This is a genomic window from Rathayibacter sp. SD072 (genome assembly GCF_017355185.1).
GTDB lineage: Bacteria > Actinomycetota > Actinomycetes > Actinomycetales > Microbacteriaceae > Rathayibacter.
The window spans coordinates 23,797-40,938 of the sequence record NZ_JADILJ010000034.1; the positions used below are offsets into that span (position 1 = coordinate 23,797).

Here is a 17,142-nt window from a genome sequence, read left to right on the forward strand (position 1 = left end):
TCAGCGGTCTCCTTCGGTGGGGTCGGTGGTCCCGGCCGCCGGAGGGCGCGCCTGGGCGTCGAGGCGGGTGCCTGTCACGATGCAGTAGGTCCAGAGCGCCACGAAGGCCGCGCCGATGACGAACATGATCGGGACGAGCAGACCCGAGGCAACGATAACGAACTGCAGCACCCAGCCGATCCTGATGCCGAGCGGGCGGTCGAGGAGCCGGAGCGTCGCGAGCATGGCGAGGCAGACGACTCCGCCGCCCACCAGGACCACGACCGGATCGCCGACCTTGAGCCCGAACGCGACCAGGGTCGCGAGGAACACGATGACGACCTCGAAGCCGAGCACGATCGAGGCGAGGCTCTCGCGGACCGTCCTGCTGCGGCGCGGCCGCCCGGCCCTCACGAGCCCTGCCAGTTCTCGTCGCGGGCGACCGTGAGCGCCCGGCCGACGAGGGTGAGCGAGCCCGTGATCACGAGGGCGCCCTTCTCGGTGCGGGCGGCGAGGAGGCGACCAGCGGTGAGCGCCGCGTCCGGATCCTCCGCCACGCGCACCGACTCCGCCGGGAAGACGGTGCGCGCGACTGCGGCGAGGTCGTCGGCCGCCAGCGCCCTGTCGCTCGGAGCCCGGGTGACGATGAGCTCGTCGACGACCGGGCGCAGAGCCTGCAGGATGCCCTCGGCGTCCTTCTCGGCCAGGACGCCGAGCACCGCCGTGACCCGGTCGAAGTCGAAGTAGCGGCCCAGAGCGGCGGCGAGGGAGGCGGCGCCGTGCGGGTTGTGCGCGGCGTCGACGACGGTACGGGGCGACGCTCCGACGATCTGGAGACGTCCGGGCGAGGTCGCCGCTGCGAGCCCCTCGTCGAGCACGTCGCCGGTGAGCTCCTGCGAGCCCCCGCCGATGAACGTCTCGACGGCGGCGATCGCGACGGCCGCGTTCTCGGCCTGGTGGTCGCCGAAGAACGGCAGCAGGAGCTGGTCGTAGGTCGTGGCGAGTCCGCGCACCGAGACGAGCTGCCCGCCGACCGCGACAGTGGTCGAGACGACGTCGAACTCGGCGCCCTCGAAAGCGATCGAGGACTCGGTGGCCTCGGCGGCGTGCCGCAGGACGGCCTCGGCCTCGGGCGTCTGACGTGCCGAGACGACCGAGGCGAGGGGCTTCACGATGCCCGACTTGGTCCGCGCGATCTCCTCGATGCTCGAGCCGAGACGTTCCGTGTGATCGAGTGCGATGGGGGTGAACACGGCCACCTGCGCGTCGGCGACGTTGGTCGAGTCCCACTCGCCGCCCATCCCGACCTCGACGACCGCGACATCGACCGGAGCGTCGGCGAAGGCCGCGTAGGCGAGCACCGTGATCGCCTCGAAGAACGACAGCGGGGGCTCGTCCTGCTCGGCCAGCTCGGCGTCGGTCATGCGGATGTAGGGCTCGACGTCCTGCCAGTTCGCGACGAGGCTCTCGTCCGAGATCGGCTCCCCGTCGATGACGATGCGCTCGTTGAAGCGCTCGAGGTGCGGGCTGGTGAACAGCCCCACCCGCAGTCCGTGCGCGCGCAGCAGGCTCTCGATCATCCGGCTGGTGGAGGTCTTGCCGTTGGTGCCCGCGATCTGGATCACCGGGTACGCGCGCTGGGGGTCGCCGAGGATCTCGACGGCCCGCCGCGTCGGCGCGAGCCGCGGACGCACGTTCGCCTCGCCGAGCCGCTCGAGCAGGGCGCTGTAGACCGCCTCAGCGGCGACGCGGTCGGAGTCGTTCCCGAACGGATCAGACATCGGCGGCCTCGACCTTCTCGACGCGGATGATGGCGGTGCCGGCCGGTCCGAAGGCGACCGCGCCCTCTCCGCCCTCGAGGGCGACCGTCAAGGGGGTGAAGGCGGACCCGGTCGCGAGCGTCTCCTCGGCGATCCAGGTGCCGTGCGGCGCGAGCGCGGCGAGGCTGACCTCGTCGAGCATGACGTCGAGGACGATGCGGTCGCTGACGTCGAGCCCGGCCGACTTGCGGGCGTCCTGCACCGCGCGGATGAGGTCGCGGGCCAGGCCCTCGGCCTCGAGCTCCGGCGTGGTCGCCGTGTCGAGCAGGACGAATCCGCCGCGGGGCAGCAGGGCGATGGCGCGGTCGTCCGCTCCGGATCCCGCGACCTCGAGGGTCAGCTCGTACTCGCCCTCGACGAGCTCGACGCCGCCGGCGGTGACGACGCCGTCGATCTCGCTCCAGTCACCGGCCTTGGCGGCCCTGATGACGGTCTGGACGCCGCGGCCCAGGCGGGGACCCGCGGCCCGCGCGTTCACCGACAGCCGGGAGGTGACTCCGTAGTCGGCGGCGCTCGAGTCGACCAGCGGCACGAGCGCGACCTCCTTCACGTTCAGCTCGTCGCGCAGGATCGCCTCGAAGGGCGCCAGCTCGGCGGCGTCGGCGACGACGACGGTCAGGCGCGCGAGCGGCAGGCGCACGCGGAGCCCGGCCTGCTTGCGGAGCGAGAGCGCCGTGGACGAGATCCCGCGGACGGCGTCCATCGCGTGGACGAGGGACTCGTCGACGGGGAACTCGTCCGCGCTCGGCCAGTCGGTGAGGTGGACGCTGCGGCCGCCCGTCAGGCCCTGCCAGATCTCCTCGGAGACCAGCGGGAGCAGCGGAGCGGCGACCCGGGTCACGGTCTCGAGGACGGTGAAGAGCGTGTCGAACGCCTCCGCTCCCCCGCCCTCGGCGTCGACGCCCTGCCAGAACCGGTCGCGGGACCGGCGGACGTACCAGTTGGTCAGCACGTCGGCGAAGTCGCGCAGCGCGGCGGCCGCGAGGGTCGAGTCGAGCGCCTCGAGGTGACCGGTGACCATCTCGATCAGGTCGTGCGTCTTGGCGAGCAGATAGCGGTCGAGGACGTCCTCGGAGTCGGTGCGGCGGGTCGCCGAGTAGCCCTCGTCACCGGACGCGTTCGCGTACAGCGAGAAGAAGTACCAGGTGCTCCAGAGCGGCAGCAGGACCTGGCGCACGCCCTCGCGGATCCCCTCCTCGGTGACGACCAGATTGCCGCCGCGCAGCACCGGACTCGACATCAGGAACCAGCGCATCGCGTCGGAGCCGTCGCGGTCGAAGACCTCGGCGACGTCGGGGTAGTTGCGCAGCGACTTCGACATCTTCTGGCCGTCGTTGCCGAGCACGATCCCGTGGCTGACGACGTTGCGGAAGGCGGGACGGTCGAAGAGCGCCGTCGAGAGCACGTGCAGCGTGTAGAACCAGCCGCGCGTCTGCCCGATGTACTCGACGATGAAGTCGGCCGGGTTGTGCGAGTCGAACCAGTCGGCGTTCTCGAACGGGTAGTGCACCTGCGCGAAGGGCATCGAGCCCGAGTCGAACCAGACGTCGAGGACATCGGTGATCCGGCGCATCGTCGAGCGCCCCGTCGGGTCGTCGGGATTCGGGCGTGTGAGCTCGTCGATGAAGGGGCGGTGCAGATCCTGCGGACGCACGCCGAAGTCGCGCTCGAGCTCGTCGAGCGAGCCGTAGACGTCCATGCGCGGGTACTCGGGGTCGTCGCTCTTCCACACCGGGATCGGCGAGCCGAAGTAACGGTTGCGGCTGATCGACCAGTCGCGCGCGCCCGAGAGCCACTTGCCGAACTGGCCGTCCTTGACGTTCTCCGGGACCCAGGTGATGTCCTGGTTGAGCTCCTCCATGCGGTCGCGGAACGCGGTCACCCGCACGAACCAGCTCGAGACGGCCTTGTAGATCAGCGGGTTCCGGCAGCGCCAGCAGTGCGGGTACGAGTGCTCGTAGCTCGCCTGGCGCAGCAGCCGGTGCTGCGCCTTGAGCAGCTGGGTCAGCGGCTTGTTCGCCTCGAAGACCTGCAGGCCGGCGACCTCCGCGATCTGCGGGAGGAAGCGGCCGCCGTCGTCGACGGAGATGATGACGGGGATGCCCGCCGCCTCGCAGACCTTCTGGTCGTCCTCGCCGTAGGCGGGCGCCTGGTGCACGATGCCCGTGCCCTCGGTCGTGGTGACGTAGTCGGCGACGAGGATGCGCCACGCGTTCTGCGTGCCCCAGGCCTCGGTGTCGGCGTAGTGGTCCCAGAGCCGGTCGTAGCTGACGCCCTCGAGCTCGCGCCCGCGCAGGGTGCGCGAGACGGCGGCGCGGGCGGACTCGGCGTCGTCGTAGCCCAGGTCCTTCGCGTAGGCGCCGACCTGATCGATCGCCAGGAGGTACTCGGCCGAGAGCTCGCGCTCCTCCGGCTCGCCCTTGCCGTCGGCGGCACCGTTCGGGCCTGCGGCCAGCACCGCGTACTCGATGTCCGGGCCGACGGCCAGCGCGGCGTTGGTCGGCAGGGTCCACGGGGTGGTCGTCCAGGCGAGCGCGCGCACGGCGGTGAGGCTCAGCGCCTCCGCCGTCTCGCCGACCAGCGGGAACGTGACCGTCACCGTCTGGTCCTGGCGCATCTTGTAGACGTCGTCGTCCATCCGCAGCTCGTGGTTCGAGAGCGGGGTCTGGTCGCGCCAGCAGTACGGGAGGACGCGGTAGCCCTCGTAGGCGAGGCCCTTGTCGTAGAGCTGCTTGAACGCCCAGATGACGGACTCCATGAAGGAGGGGTCGAGCGTCTTGTAGTCGTTCTCGAAGTCGACCCAGCGCGCCTGGCGGGTGACGTAGTCCTGCCACTCCCCCGTGTAGCGCAGCACCGACTCCTTCGCCGCGGCGTTGAACGCGGCGATGCCCATCTCCTCGATCTGGGACTTGTCGGTGATGCCGAGCTGGCGCTCCGCCTCGAGCTCGGCGGGCAGGCCGTGGGTGTCCCAGCCGAAACGGCGGTGCACCTGCTTGCCGCGCATCGTCTGGAAGCGGGGGAAGAGGTCCTTCGCGTACCCGGTCAGCAGGTGGCCGTAGTGCGGCAGCCCGTTGGCGAACGGAGGGCCGTCGTAGAACACCCACTCAGGGGCGCCCTCGCGGGAGCGGATCGACTCCTGGAAGGTGTCGTCGGCCTTCCAGTAGGCGAGCACCTTCTCCTCGATCTCGGGGAAGCGCGGCGAAGCGGCCACCCCGCGGCCGAAGGCGGAGCCGGACGCGTCGGCGTCACCGGGGGTGGGCGGGGTCAAGGGATAGGTCACGTGCGATCTCCTGGCAGTGATGCTGGGCTGCACGAGGACGGCCCGCCCGGATCTGTCAGCCCGGGCCGGGGTCGCGGTACCACCTCGCTTGGACCGCTCCTCGGCGCGAGCCTCGGAGACGTTCCCACTCGATCGGCTGTCACGGGCCGTACCCGTCCGGTTCTACTGGGCGCAGGCCTGAGCCGACGCCGTTCTTCCGGAGACTCGCCGGTGATGGCCGGGTCGAAGTCGTTGAGGGATATCGTAGCGCGTCGAGCGGATGCGGAGCGGGAGCGATCATGGCGGGTGCGACGGGCAGAGGACGCCCCAGGGCCTCGTCGCGCTCGATGCTCGAGGACGCCGCACTCGACCTGTTTTTGGAGCAGAGCTACGCCGGCACGACCGTCGAGCACATCGCCCAGCGGGCCGGGGTCTCGCGGAACACCTTCTTCAACTACTTCGAGTCCAAGAGCGACGTGTTCTGGGTGCTCGTCGACGACCGCCTGTCCGAGCTGCCCGCCGCGCTCGCCGCGACCGACCCCGAGCGGCCCGCGATGGACGGACTGCGCGACGCGCTGCTGGCGGTCGGCGCCGGCTTCGGCCCCTCCTCCGTGCCGTGGGCGCTCACCCAGAGCGCTCTCATCGGCAGCGTGCACGAGCTCCAGGCGTCCGCGCTCTCCCGCCTCGCCCGGCAGGCCGCGATCGTGGCGGCGTTCATCGAGCAGCGGGCCTCGCGTCCGCTGCCCACGCACCTGACCCGGGCGATCGCCTACGCGAGTGTCGGAGCGGCCGTGGCCGCGGTGCAGGCCTGGGCCGCGGCGGGTCCGACACGCGGCGAGCTGGTGCCGTACCTCGACGAGGCGCTCGCCCCGATCCGCGCGGGCTTCGCCCCCGTCGTCGACTGACCCCGCCCGGCTCCCGCACCGCGACACCGCGGTAGGATCGGCGCGGCCGGTGAGCGATCCGCTCCAGCGCCGCCATCCAGGCATCATCACCACCGACACGGTGCCGCCCATATCGAACCGGAGAATCATGACCTTCGCCGACCGCCTCCCCGCGAAGCCTGCCCTCGAGGGCCTCGAGAGCAAGTGGGGCCTCGTCTGGCAGACCGACGGGACCTACCGGTTCGACCGCACCGGTCTCACCCGCGCCGACGTCTACTCGATCGACACCCCGCCCCCGACCGCCTCCGGCTCGCTGCACATCGGGCACGTCTTCTCGTACACGCACACCGACGTCGTCGCGCGCTTCCAGCGCATGCGCGGCCGCAAGGTCTTCTACCCGATGGGCTGGGACGACAACGGCCTGCCCACCGAGCGCCGCGTGCAGAACTACTACGGGGTCCGCTGCGACCCGACGCTCCCCTACGAGGCCGGCTTCACGCCTCCGTTCGAGGGGGGCGACAACAAGAGCAGCAAGGCGGCCGATCAGAAGCCGATCTCGCGACGCAACTTCATCGAGCTCTGCGAGCGCCTGACCGTCGAGGACGAGAAGCAGTTCGAGGACCTCTGGCGCACCCTCGGCCTCTCGGTCGACTGGTCGCAGAGCTACCGCACCATCGGCGAGGAGTCGCAGGCCGCGTCGCAGCGCGCGTTCCTCCGGAACCTCGCGCGCGGCGAGGCGTACCAGGCCCAGGCCCCGACCCTGTGGGACATCACGTTCCGAACCGCGGTCGCGCAGGCCGAGCTGGAGGACAAGGAGCAGCCCGGCGCCTACCACCGGATCGGGTTCCACCGCGACGGCGGAGACGACGTCTTCATCGAGACGACCCGGCCCGAGCTCCTCCCGGCCTGCGTCGCGCTCGTCGCGCACCCCGATGACGAGCGGTACCAGCCGCTCTTCGGGACGACCGTCCGCACCCCGCTCTTCGACGTCGAGGTGCCGGTGCTCGCGCACCACCTCGCGCAGAAGGACAAGGGCTCGGGCATCGCCATGATCTGCACCTTCGGCGACGTCACGGACGTCGTCTGGTGGCGCGAGCTCGATCTGCCCAACCGCGCGATCATCGGCTTCGACGGACGCATCGTGTCGGAGGCGCCCGCGGCGATCACCAGCGACGCCGGTCGCGAGGCGTACGCGCAGCTCGCGGGCAAGACGGTCTTCTCGGCCAAGCAGGCCGTCGTCGCGCTCCTCACGGAGTCGGGCGAGATGACGGGCGAGCCGCGCCCCATCACGCACCCCGTGAAGTTCTTCGAGAAGGGCGACAAGCCGCTCGAGATCGTCTCGACCCGGCAGTGGTACCTCGTCAACGGGGCGCGGGACGCCTCTCTGAAGGAGCGCCTCCTGGAGCTCGGGCGCGACGTCCGCTTCGTGCCGGAGTTCATGCGCGTGCGCTACGAGAACTGGGTGAACGGCCTCTCGGGCGACTGGCTGGTCTCGCGTCAGCGCTTCTTCGGCGTGCCGATCCCCGTCTGGTACCCGCTCGACGGCGACGGCAACCCCGTCTTCGACCGGCCGCTGGTGCCGGAGGAGTCGGCGCTGCCGGTCGACCCGTCCTCGGACCCCGCACCCGGCTACTCGGAGGACCAGCGCGGCGTGCCGGGCGGATTCCAGGGCGAGCTCGACGTGATGGACACGTGGGCGACCTCCTCCCTCACCCCGCAGCTCGCCGGCGGCTGGGAGCGGGACGACGAGCTCTGGCAGCTGGTCGCGCCCTACGACCTGCGACCCCAGGGCCAGGACATCATCCGCACCTGGCTCTTCTCGACCCTGCTGCGCTCGCAGCTCGAGGACTCGCGCGCGCCGTGGGGCAACGCGACGATCTCGGGCTTCATCGTCGATCCGGACCGCAAGAAGATGTCGAAGTCCAAGGGCAACGTCGTCACTCCGGCCGGGATGCTCGAGCAGCACGGCTCGGACGCCGTGCGCTACTGGGCCGCCTCGTCGCGCCTGGGCACCGACGCGGCCTTCGATCCGCAGAACCCGACGCAGATCAAGATCGGCCGACGCCTCGCGATCAAGGTGCTGAACGCGGCCAAGTTCATCCACGGCTTCGCGCAGACCCCGGGTGCGGAGGTGACCGACCCGCTCGATCTGAGCATGCTCGCGACCCTCGACGCCGTGGTGGCGGAGGCGACGACCGCGCTCGAGAACTACGACCACGCCCGGGCTCTCGAGACGACGGAGGCGTTCTTCTGGACGTTCTGCGACGACTACCTCGAGCTCGTGAAGGAGCGCGCCTACGGTGAGGACGGCGCCTCGGCCGCGGCCGCGCTGCACCTCGCCCTCGACGCTCTGCAGCGCCTGTTCGCTCCGTTCATCCCCTTCGCGACAGAGGAGACCTGGTCGTGGTCGCACGACGGATCGATCCACTCGCAGCCGTGGCCCGAGCAGTCCGGTCTCGGCGGCGACCCCGCGGTCCTCACCGCCGCCAGCACGGTCCTCACCGCGATCCGACGCGCCAAGACCGACGCGAAGGCCTCGCAGAAGACCCCGGCCCGCTCCGCCGTCGTCACGGCTCCGGCGGAGCTCGTGTCGGCCCTGCGCCTGGCCTCCGGCGACATCGCCGCGGTCGGCCGGATCGCCGCCCTCGAGTTCGCCGAGGGTGGCACACTGGCCGTGGACATCGAGCTCGAGACCGAGGCGTAGCAGCTCGCGGGCGGGCGCCGGAGCCCCGGCGCCCGCCTCCCGGACCACCGACGAGAGGACGCACAGGATGCAGCTCGGAACACGCTGGGCCCTCGGCGGCGAACCGCCGCAGACCCTTCCGGAGATCGTCGTCACCGCTCTGCGCGACGTCGAGCAGGAGCTCGTCACGGCCGGCACGGACACTTCCGACTGGCGCTGGCAGCTGACCTGGCTCGAGGGGAAGCCGGTGCTCGAGCTCGACGACGGCACCACCGTCACCTACCGTCCCGACGAGGACGCCGCCTACATCACGCAACCGCAGGGACGCGTCGAGGGCGAGGACGACGACTGGGGCTGACCCGGTTCCCCGGCGCCTAGGCTCGCAGGGTGAGCGCCTCCGATCCCGTCGCCGTCCTCCTCGAGCCGAGCACGCTCCCCCACGGGCTGCCCGATTTCGCCGCCGTCGATCCGGAGGCGTACCGCCCCGCGTTCGAGGAGGCGCTGCGTCGGCATCGCGCCGAGATCGACGCGATCGCGTCCTCGGAGGAGGCGCCGAGCGTCGAGAACACCCTGGTGGCGCTCGAGCGCTCCGGTCGCGCGCTGCGCCGGGTGAGCGCGGTGTTCTTCACGGTGTGCGCCTCCGATCGGACGCCGCTCACCGATGCCCTCGAGCAGGAGCTCGCTCCACTGCTCTCGGCCCACAGCGATGCGGTCACCCTCGATCCCCGCCTGTACGCGCGCCTGCGCGAGCTGGGCGAGCGGCGCGGCGAGCTCGCCCTCGACGACGAGACCGCGTACCTGCTCGAGCGTGTGCTGTCGGGCTTCGAGCGCGCCGGAGCGCTGCTGGACGACGCCGGCAAGGAGCATCTGAGCGAGCTCAACGAGCGCCTGTCGACGCTGACCACCCTGTTCGAGAAGAACCTGCTGGCCGAGTCGAACGCGCGCGCGGTTCTGCTCGACGACGCCTCCGCGCTCGACGGTCTCGACTCCTCCGAGGTCTCCGCGGCCGCCCGTGCCGCTGCGGACCGCGGCCTCGACGGCGTTCTGGTGACGCTCCCGCTGTACTCGGGCCACCCGTGGCTCGCGCGCCTGCGGGACCGCGGCGTGCGCGAGCGGATCCTCCGCGCCTCCGTCGGTCGTGCGAGCGAGGGAGGCGAGCACGACAACCGCGAGGTCCTGCAGGACATCGTCGCGCTGCGCGCCGAGCGCGCCCGGCTGCTCGGCTTCTCCTCGCACGCGGACTTCGTCGTGTCGGGTCAGACGGCCGGCTCGCCCGCGCGCGTCCGTGCGCTCCTCGAGGAGCTCGCTGAGCCGGCGGCCCGGAACGCCCGGCGGGAGCTGGCGCGCATGCAGACCCTCGCGGACGAGGAGCAGGACGCGGCGGGCGCTCCCCGTTTCACCCTCGCGGCGTGGGATCGCGCGTACTACGAGGAGCGGGTGCGCTCGGCCTCGTACGCCGTCGACGCGAGCGCACTGCGCCCCTTCTTCGAGCTCGAGCGGGTGCTGCACTCCGGCGTCTTCGCCGCGGCGACGGGCCTCTACGGTCTGCGCTTCCAGGAGCGGAGCGACCTGGTCGGCTACAGCCGCCACGTCCGCGTCTTCGAGGTCCTCGAGGAGGACGGACAGCCGCTCGGGCTCTTCCTCTTCGACCCCTTCACCCGCGACTCCAAGCGCGGGGGCGCCTGGATGAACTCGCTGTCCGCGCGCACGAGCCTGCTCGGCGACTCCGCCGTCGTCGTCAACAACCTGAACCTCTCGGCACCCGGTGAGGACGAGCCCGCCCTGCTGAGCCTGGACGAGGTCGGCACGCTCTTCCACGAGTTCGGCCACGCACTGCACGGCCTCCTGGCGGCGGTCCGCTACCCGCGGTTCGGTGGGACGAGCGTCTACCGCGACTTCGTGGAGTTCCCGAGCCAGGTCAACGAGATGTGGGTCCTGCGGCCCGAGCTCCTGTCCGAGTACGCCCGTCACGTGGACACCGGTGAGCCGCTCGCTCCCGAGGTCCTCGCGCGGCTCGAGGCGTCCTCGCTCTGGGGTGAGGGCTTCGCCACGACCGAGTACCTCGCGGCGGCGCTGCTCGACCTCGCCTGGCACGAGCGGGAGGACGGGGCGGAGCGCACGGACGTGCTCGCCTTCGAGCAGGACACCCTGCGCCGGGCCGGCCTCCTCATCACCGCGATCCCGCCCCGGTACGGCAGCACCTACTTCGCTCACGTCTTCTCGGGCGGGTACTCGGCCGGCTACTACTCCTACATCTGGAGCGAGATCCTCGACGCCGACACCGTCGAGTGGTTCGACGAGAACGGCGGCCTGGACCGCGCAGCCGGAGAGCGCTTCCGGCGCGGGATCCTCGGGATCGGCGGGTCGCGCGACCCGCTCGACGCCTACCGCGTCTTCCGAGGGCGGGACGCGCGGACCGAGCCGCTGCTGCGTCGCCGAGGACTGCTCCCCCGCGCCTGAGACCCTGCCACGGCGTCAGCGGGAGGGACCGCTCGCCGTGGAACCAGCCACACGAGCACGACGAGACCGACCACCAGGCCCCAGAAGGCCGAGCCGATCCCGGCGACACTCGTGCCGGAGGCCGTCACGAGCAGCGTGGCTGCCGCGGGGAGCCTCAACCGGCTCTCCTCCACGACCGCCTGGACGGCCGAGACGAAGACTCCCAGCAGGGCCAGGCCCGCGACGGCCTCGATCAGGAGCGGGCTCGCGGAGGAGACGAGCGCGGCGGCCGCGCCCGCCACGAGGCCGAGGACCAGGTACGACGCACCGGCCGACACCGAGGCGATCCAGCGCCGCTCGGGCCGAGGGGACGCCTCGGGACCCGCGGTCAGCGCCGCGCTCAGCGCCGCGAGGTTGATCGGCACGCCGCCGAAGAGGGCGGCGACGCCCGAGAGCGCACCGGAGGAGACGATGGCCGGTCGCGAGTGCGAGGGGAAGCCGAAGCTGGAGAGCACGGCGATGCCGGGGATGTTCTGGCCCGCCATCGTCACCACGTAGAGAGGCAGCCCGATGCCGACCACGGCGCCGATCTCGAACACCGGCGCGACGAACTCCGGAGTCGGCAGCAGCGGCGCGACCGCGAGGGCCGCCCCGTCGGTCGCGAGCAGCAGCGCGATCGCCAGTGCGATCGCCGCGGGCACCGCCCAGCGCGGGAGCAGCCGCACGAGCAGGAGCCAGAGGAGGATCACCGGGAGGGCGAGCGCCGGGATCTCGACCGCCGCGCGGACAGGTGCGAGGACGAGCGGGAACAGGATGCCGGCGAGCATCCCGTTCGCGAGCGGTCGCGGGATGCGGGAGACGAGGCGCCCCAGCGCCGGCCACAGTCCGGTGATCACGAGCAGCAGCGACGCGACCAGGAACGCGCCCACCGCCCGGTCGAAACCGCCGGGTGATGAGGCGGTGGCCGCCAGCAGAGCCGCTCCCGGAGTACTCCAGGCGAACGTCAGGGGCACCCGGTAGCGGAGGCTGAGGAGGATGCAGAGCAGCCCCTGCAGCACGCACACGGCAAGAAGTCCCGAGGCGGCCTGCCTGTCGGTCGCTCCGACGGCGACGACACCGGCGAGGACGATCGCGAACGAGCTGGAGAAGCCGGTCAGGGCGGCGACGATCCCGGCGAGCAGAGGCTGGACGATGACGGTTCCTCCGGTCGCGGGCGCCGGGACGAGCCGGGCGGCGCGTCCACGACGCGCTCCGCCAGGTTAGGGAACGCGAGCGGGCACGACGACGCCCCCGCCGTGCCAATCCTGCTGAACTGGCGCGACGGGGGCGGAGGGCGGTGTCAGGCGCTCTTCTCCTGGCGACGGGGAGCGTGCGGCACGATCGTCGGAGCGGCGTTGTCGAGCACGGCGGCCCGGGTGACCACGACCCGGGCGACCTCGTCGGACGAGGGCACCTCGAACATGATCGGGCCGAGCACCTCCTCGAGGATCGCCCGGAGCCCGCGGGCGCCGGTCTGCCGGAGCACAGCGAGGTCGGCGATGGCCTCGAGGGCGCCGCGGTCGAACTCGAGCTCGACGCCGTCCAGCTCGAACATGCGCTGGTACTGCTTCACGAGGGCGTTGCGCGGCTCCGTCAGGATCTGCATCAGCGCGTCCTGGTCGAGCTGAGTGACCGTGGTCACGACGGGGAGGCGCCCGATGAACTCGGGGATGAGCCCGAACTTGTGCAGATCCTCGGGGAGGACCTCGCTGAAGATGTTGATCTCGTCGCCCTTGCTGTGCAGCGGAGCGCCGAAGCCGATGCCGCGCTTGCCCGCGCGCGACGAGATGATGTCCTCGAGCCCGGCGAACGCTCCCGCGACGATGAAGAGCACGTTCGTCGTATCGATCTGGATGAACTCCTGGTGCGGGTGCTTCCGGCCGCCCTGCGGCGGGACCGACGCGACCGTGCCCTCGAGGATCTTGAGCAGCGCCTGCTGCACGCCCTCGCCCGAGACGTCGCGCGTGATCGAGGGGTTCTCGGCCTTGCGCGCGATCTTGTCGACCTCGTCGATGTAGATGATGCCGGTCTCGGCCCGCTTGACGTCGTAGTCCGCGGCCTGGATCAGCTTGAGCAGGATGTTCTCGACGTCCTCGCCGACGTAGCCCGCCTCGGTGAGCGCCGTCGCATCGGCGACCGCGAACGGGACGTTCAGGCGCTTCGCCAGGGTCTGGGCGAGGTAGGTCTTGCCGCAGCCGGTCGGCCCGATGAGCAGGATGTTGCTCTTCGCGATCTCGATCTCGTCGTGGATCGCGTCGGCAGACGTGATCGTGTTGCGCACGCGCACGCGCTTGTAGTGGTTGTAGACCGCGACCGCGAGGGCGCGCTTGGCCTGCTCCTGGCCGATGACGTACTCCTCGAGGAAGCCGAAGATCTCCTTCGGCTTCGGCAGGTCGAACTCGTGGCTCGTCTCCTCGCTCGACTCGGAGAGGCGCTCCTCGATGATCTCGTTGCAGAGCTCCACGCACTCGTCGCAGATGTAGACGCCGGGCCCGGCGATGAGCTGCTGGACCTGCTTCTGGCTCTTGCCGCAGAACGAGCACTTGAGCAGGTCGGCGCTTTCGCCAATACGTGCCACGGGGATGCCCCACTTCCTTGTCGTGCGTCGGTCGTGTCGTGCCTGATGGTGCCTGTTCGCACGGACCGCAGGGGTCCGCGTGACGCCCTCGGGCGCCGGTCGAGATCACGAGCGGCCGTGCGGGGACCGGTGATCTCCCTCCCGAGCCTAGCCGTTGCGCCGCAAGGGGCCGGCAGGCGGGCCGGGATTGGCCACCGTTGTCCCGGTCGTGTCGATCCGCTACGAGCCGGTGCCGTGCATCGGCTCGGCCCGGAGCCGGATGCACGGAAGGGCCGGACGCGGACTGCTCCGCTCCGGCCCCTCCGGGTCGATCAGGCCGTGAGAGCCGGGAGGCTCTTGCGGCTGGTCAGGATCTGGTCGATCAGCCCGTACTCGAGCGCATCGTCCGCGCCGAGGATCTTGTCGCGGTCGATGTCCTTCTTGACCTGCTCGATGGAGCGGTTGGAGTGCTTCGAGAGCGTCTCCTCCAGCCACTCGCGCATGCGCATGATCTCGGCCGCCTGGATCTCGATGTCCGAGGCCTGTCCGCCGCCCTGCTGCACGGCGGGCTGGTGGATGAGGATGCGCGCGTTGGGGAGCGCGAGGCGCTTGCCCGGCGTGCCCGCAGCGGTCAGCACGGCGGCGGCGGAGGCCGCCTGACCGAGCACGACGGTCTGGATGTGCGGGCGGATGTACTGCATCGTGTCGTAGATCGCCGTCATCGCGGTGAACGAGCCACCGGGCGAGTTGATGTACATGACGATGTCGCGGTCCGGATCCTGGCTCTCGAGCACAAGGAGCTGCGCCATGATGTCGTCCGCCGAGGCGTCGTCGACCTGCACGCCGAGGAAGATGATGCGGTCCTCGAAGAGCTTCGCGTACGGGTCCTGGCGCTTGTAGCCGTAGGCCGTGCGCTCCTCGAAGGTGGGGAGGATGTAGCGCGAGGACGGCGCGGCTCCGGAGCCGAAGGCCGTTCCGCCGAAGGTGGGTGCGTTCATTGTCTGTTCCTGATCTCTCGGCGCGTCTGGAAGGCTCACTCGGTGGCGGTTCCGCCGCCGCCGGCGACGTCCGTCGCTGAGGCGCGGATGTGGTCGACGAAGCCGTAGGCCAGGGCCTCCTCGGCGCTGAACCAGCGGTCGCGGTCGCCGTCCTCGTTGACCTGCTCGACCGTCTTGCCGGTCGCCTTGGCGGTGATCTCGGCGAGTCGCTTCTTCATGTCGAGGATCAGCTGCGCCTGGGTCTGGATGTCGGAGGCGGTGCCGCCGAACCCGCCGTGCGGCTGGTGCAGGAGGACGCGGGCGTTCGGCGTGATGTACCGCTTGCCCTGGGTTCCGGCGGTCAGGAGGAGCTGGCCCATGGAGGCCGCCATCCCGATGCCCACGGTCACGATGTCGTTCGGGACGAACTGCATCGTGTCGTAGATCGCCATGCCCGCGGTGATGGAGCCGCCGGGCGAGTTGATGTACAGGAAGATGTCCTTCTCTGCGTCCTCGGCCGCGAGGAGCAGGAGCTTCGCGGCGATCTCGTTCGCGTTCTCGTCGCGCACCTCGGAACCGAGCCAGATGATCCGGTCCTTGAGCAGGCGGTCGAAAACACTGTTGGGCATAACCATGTCGGCCATGTATTGCTCCGTTTCAGTTGTCGCTTCGGAGGCGAATCTATCGGACGCTCCCCTGCCGACTCCGCCGTGTTCGCCGGGGGCGGAGCGGGAGGGGGCGGTGTTCGCCGGGGGCGGACCGGACGGCGCGCCTCCCCGGGAACGACAGGAGCCGCCCCCGACGGATCGGGGGCGGCTCCTGTGCTGCTGCAGCGGGTGCTACTCGGCGGCCGGGGTCTCCTCGGCGGGAGCGGCGACCTTCTTCTTGGCGGGGGCGCGCTTCTTCTTGGGCGCCGGAGCGGGCTCCTCGGCGGGCTCGTCGGCGACGGGCGCGTCCTCGGCGGCGGGGGCCTCGTCGACGACGGGAGCCTCGTCGGCCGCCGGGGTCTCGTCGGCGGGCGCCTCCACGGCGGCGTCGTCCGTCTCGTCCTCGCCGCCGGGGACGGCGGTGAAGGCGGTCAGGTCGACGGCCTTGCCGTCGGTGTCGACGACCTTCGCCTTGCCCAGGACGATGGCGAGCGCCTTGTTGCGGGCGACCTCGCCGACCATCTGGCCGATCTGGTTGTTCTCGGACAGGATCTTGATGAACTCGTTCGGCTCCATGCCGTACTGCGCAGCACCCTGGATGAGGTACTGGGTGAGCTCGTCCTGGCTGACCTGGACCTTCTCCTGCTCGACGACGTGGTCGAGGAGGATCTGGGTCTTGAAGGTCTTCTCGCTCGCCTCGGTGACCTCGGCGCGGTGCTCGTCGTCCTCGAGGCGGTTCTCGCCCTCGAGGTGGCGGTGCACCTCGTCCTCGACGAGCGACGCGGGGACCGGCACCTCGACGAGGGCGAGCAGGGCGTCGACGAGCTTCTCGCGCGCCTGGCCGCCCTGGCCGAAGGTCTTCTGCTGAGCGGCCTGATCCTTGAGCGACTCGCGGAGCTCCGCGATCGTGTCGAACTCGCTGGCGATCTGCGCGAAGTCGTCGTCGGCGTCGGGGAGCTCGCGCTCCTTGACGGCGGTGAGGGTGACGGCGATCTCGGCCTGCTCGCCGGCGTGGTCGCCGCCCAGGAGAGGAGCGGTGAAAGTGGTGCTCTCGCCGGCGGTCAGCGAGTCGAGCGCCTCGTCGATGCCCTCGATCAGCTCGCCGGAGCCGAGCTCGTAGGAGATCGCGTTGGCGGTGTCGACCTCGACGCCGTCGATGGTCGCGATCAGGTCGATCTGAGCGAAGTCGCCCGTCTTCGCGGGACGGTCGACCGTCACGAGCGTGCCGAAGCGGCTGCGCAGGCGGTCCAGCTCGGCGTCGACGTCGGCGTCGGTGACCTCGGCCGCGTCGACCGTGAGCTCGATGCCCTCGTAGTCGGGCACGTCGACCTCGGGGCGGACGTCGACCTCGATGGCGAGCTCGAGGTCGCCGGTGAAGTCCTTGTCGCTCGGCCAGGCCACGATGTCGGCCTGCGGGCGCCCCAGGGGGCGCACCTCGGTCTCGCGGACGGCCTCGCGGTAGAAGCCGTCGAGGCCTTCGTTGACCGCGTGCTCGAGCACGGCGGCCTTGCCGACGCGCTGGTCGACGATCGCCGGCGGGACCTTGCCCTTGCGGAAGCCGGGGACGTTGATCTGCTCGGCGATGTGGCCGTAGGCGTGCGTGATGCTGGGGCCGAGCTCGTCGGGGGTGACCGAAATCGCGAGCTTCACGCGGGTCGGGCTCAGCTTTTCTACCGTGGTCTTCACGTGAGGGGATCTCCTGTGCTGGTTGGTGTCGGCGCCGTGCAACCGGTCGTCACGGGTCGAGGTCTTCACGATGAGAATCGTGGTCGGGGCGACAGGATTCGAACCTGCGACCTCCCGCTCCCAAAGCGGGCGCTCTAGCCAAGCTGAGCTACGCCCCGGATGCGCGGGCCGG

The 17,142-nt window shown here is 70.9% G+C and carries 12 protein-coding genes and 1 tRNA gene; 4 read left to right on the plus strand and 9 right to left on the minus strand.

All coding sequences use genetic code 11. The features are described from left to right. The 3 genes from IOC53_RS13310 to ileS are packed head-to-tail and all read right to left on the minus strand — an operon-like array spanning position 1 to position 5,079. A complete protein-coding gene (locus IOC53_RS13310) occupies positions 1–393 on the minus strand; it encodes a DUF4233 domain-containing protein (protein ID WP_307786193.1) in 393 nt (130 codons plus the stop codon). Then, the gene (locus IOC53_RS13315) at positions 390–1,760 is read right to left on the minus strand and encodes a folylpolyglutamate synthase/dihydrofolate synthase family protein (protein WP_207406424.1); all 1,371 of its coding nucleotides are present in this window, start codon (positions 1,758–1,760) and stop codon (positions 390–392) included. The genes IOC53_RS13310 and IOC53_RS13315 overlap by 4 nt, the downstream gene beginning before the upstream one ends. Next, on the minus strand, positions 1,753–5,079 hold the full coding sequence (gene ileS / locus IOC53_RS13320; protein ID WP_207406425.1) for an isoleucine--tRNA ligase: 3,327 nt from the start codon (positions 5,077–5,079) through the stop codon (positions 1,753–1,755). The genes IOC53_RS13315 and ileS overlap by 8 nt, the downstream gene beginning before the upstream one ends. A gap of 326 nt (positions 5,080–5,405) precedes the next feature. On the opposite strand from ileS, the gene IOC53_RS13325 reads away from it, so the two are divergent. The 4 genes from IOC53_RS13325 (at position 5,406) to IOC53_RS13340 (ending at position 11,085) form a co-directional block, all read left to right on the plus strand. Next, positions 5,406–5,963 (plus strand): TetR/AcrR family transcriptional regulator, encoded by a 558-nt coding sequence (locus tag IOC53_RS13325; RefSeq protein WP_242683314.1) that lies wholly within the window; start codon positions 5,406–5,408, stop codon positions 5,961–5,963. A gap of 127 nt (positions 5,964–6,090) precedes the next feature. Beyond that, positions 6,091–8,646 carry a valine--tRNA ligase gene (valS, locus tag IOC53_RS13330; RefSeq protein WP_207406433.1) on the plus strand — a complete coding sequence of 852 codons (2,556 nt, stop codon included), beginning with the start codon at positions 6,091–6,093 and terminating at the stop codon, positions 8,644–8,646. Positions 8,647–8,713: 67 nt separating this feature from the next. After that, positions 8,714–8,983, plus strand: a complete 270-nt coding sequence (locus IOC53_RS13335) for a hypothetical protein (RefSeq protein WP_207406427.1) — start codon at positions 8,714–8,716, stop codon at positions 8,981–8,983. Between the two features lie 29 nt (positions 8,984–9,012). Beyond that, on the plus strand, positions 9,013–11,085 hold the full coding sequence (locus tag IOC53_RS13340) for a M3 family metallopeptidase (protein ID WP_207406428.1): 2,073 nt from the start codon (positions 9,013–9,015) through the stop codon (positions 11,083–11,085). Here IOC53_RS13340 and IOC53_RS13345 read toward each other — a convergent pair. From IOC53_RS13345 to IOC53_RS13370, 6 genes are all read right to left on the minus strand, one after another. Continuing rightward, positions 11,010–12,257 (minus strand): benzoate/H(+) symporter BenE family transporter, encoded by a 1,248-nt coding sequence (locus tag IOC53_RS13345; protein WP_307786195.1) that lies wholly within the window; start codon positions 12,255–12,257, stop codon positions 11,010–11,012. The two genes, IOC53_RS13340 and IOC53_RS13345, sit on opposite strands and share 76 nt — an antisense overlap. A gap of 146 nt (positions 12,258–12,403) precedes the next feature. After that, positions 12,404–13,681 carry an ATP-dependent Clp protease ATP-binding subunit ClpX gene (gene clpX / locus IOC53_RS13350; protein ID WP_207406430.1) on the minus strand — a complete coding sequence of 426 codons (1,278 nt, stop codon included), beginning with the start codon at positions 13,679–13,681 and terminating at the stop codon, positions 12,404–12,406. Between the two features lie 311 nt (positions 13,682–13,992). Further along, positions 13,993–14,658, minus strand: a complete 666-nt coding sequence (locus tag IOC53_RS13355) for an ATP-dependent Clp protease proteolytic subunit (RefSeq protein WP_055792392.1) — start codon at positions 14,656–14,658, stop codon at positions 13,993–13,995. A gap of 35 nt (positions 14,659–14,693) precedes the next feature. Then, positions 14,694–15,281, minus strand: coding sequence for an ATP-dependent Clp protease proteolytic subunit (locus tag IOC53_RS13360; protein WP_207406431.1), 588 nt, complete (start codon positions 15,279–15,281; stop codon positions 14,694–14,696). Between the two features lie 195 nt (positions 15,282–15,476). Further along, positions 15,477–16,970 carry a trigger factor gene (gene tig / locus IOC53_RS13365; RefSeq protein ID WP_207406435.1) on the minus strand — a complete coding sequence of 498 codons (1,494 nt, stop codon included), beginning with the start codon at positions 16,968–16,970 and terminating at the stop codon, positions 15,477–15,479. 80 nt (positions 16,971–17,050) lie between these two features. Continuing rightward, positions 17,051–17,128 (minus strand) — tRNA-Pro (locus IOC53_RS13370). Positions 17,129–17,142: the final 14 nt, after the last annotated feature.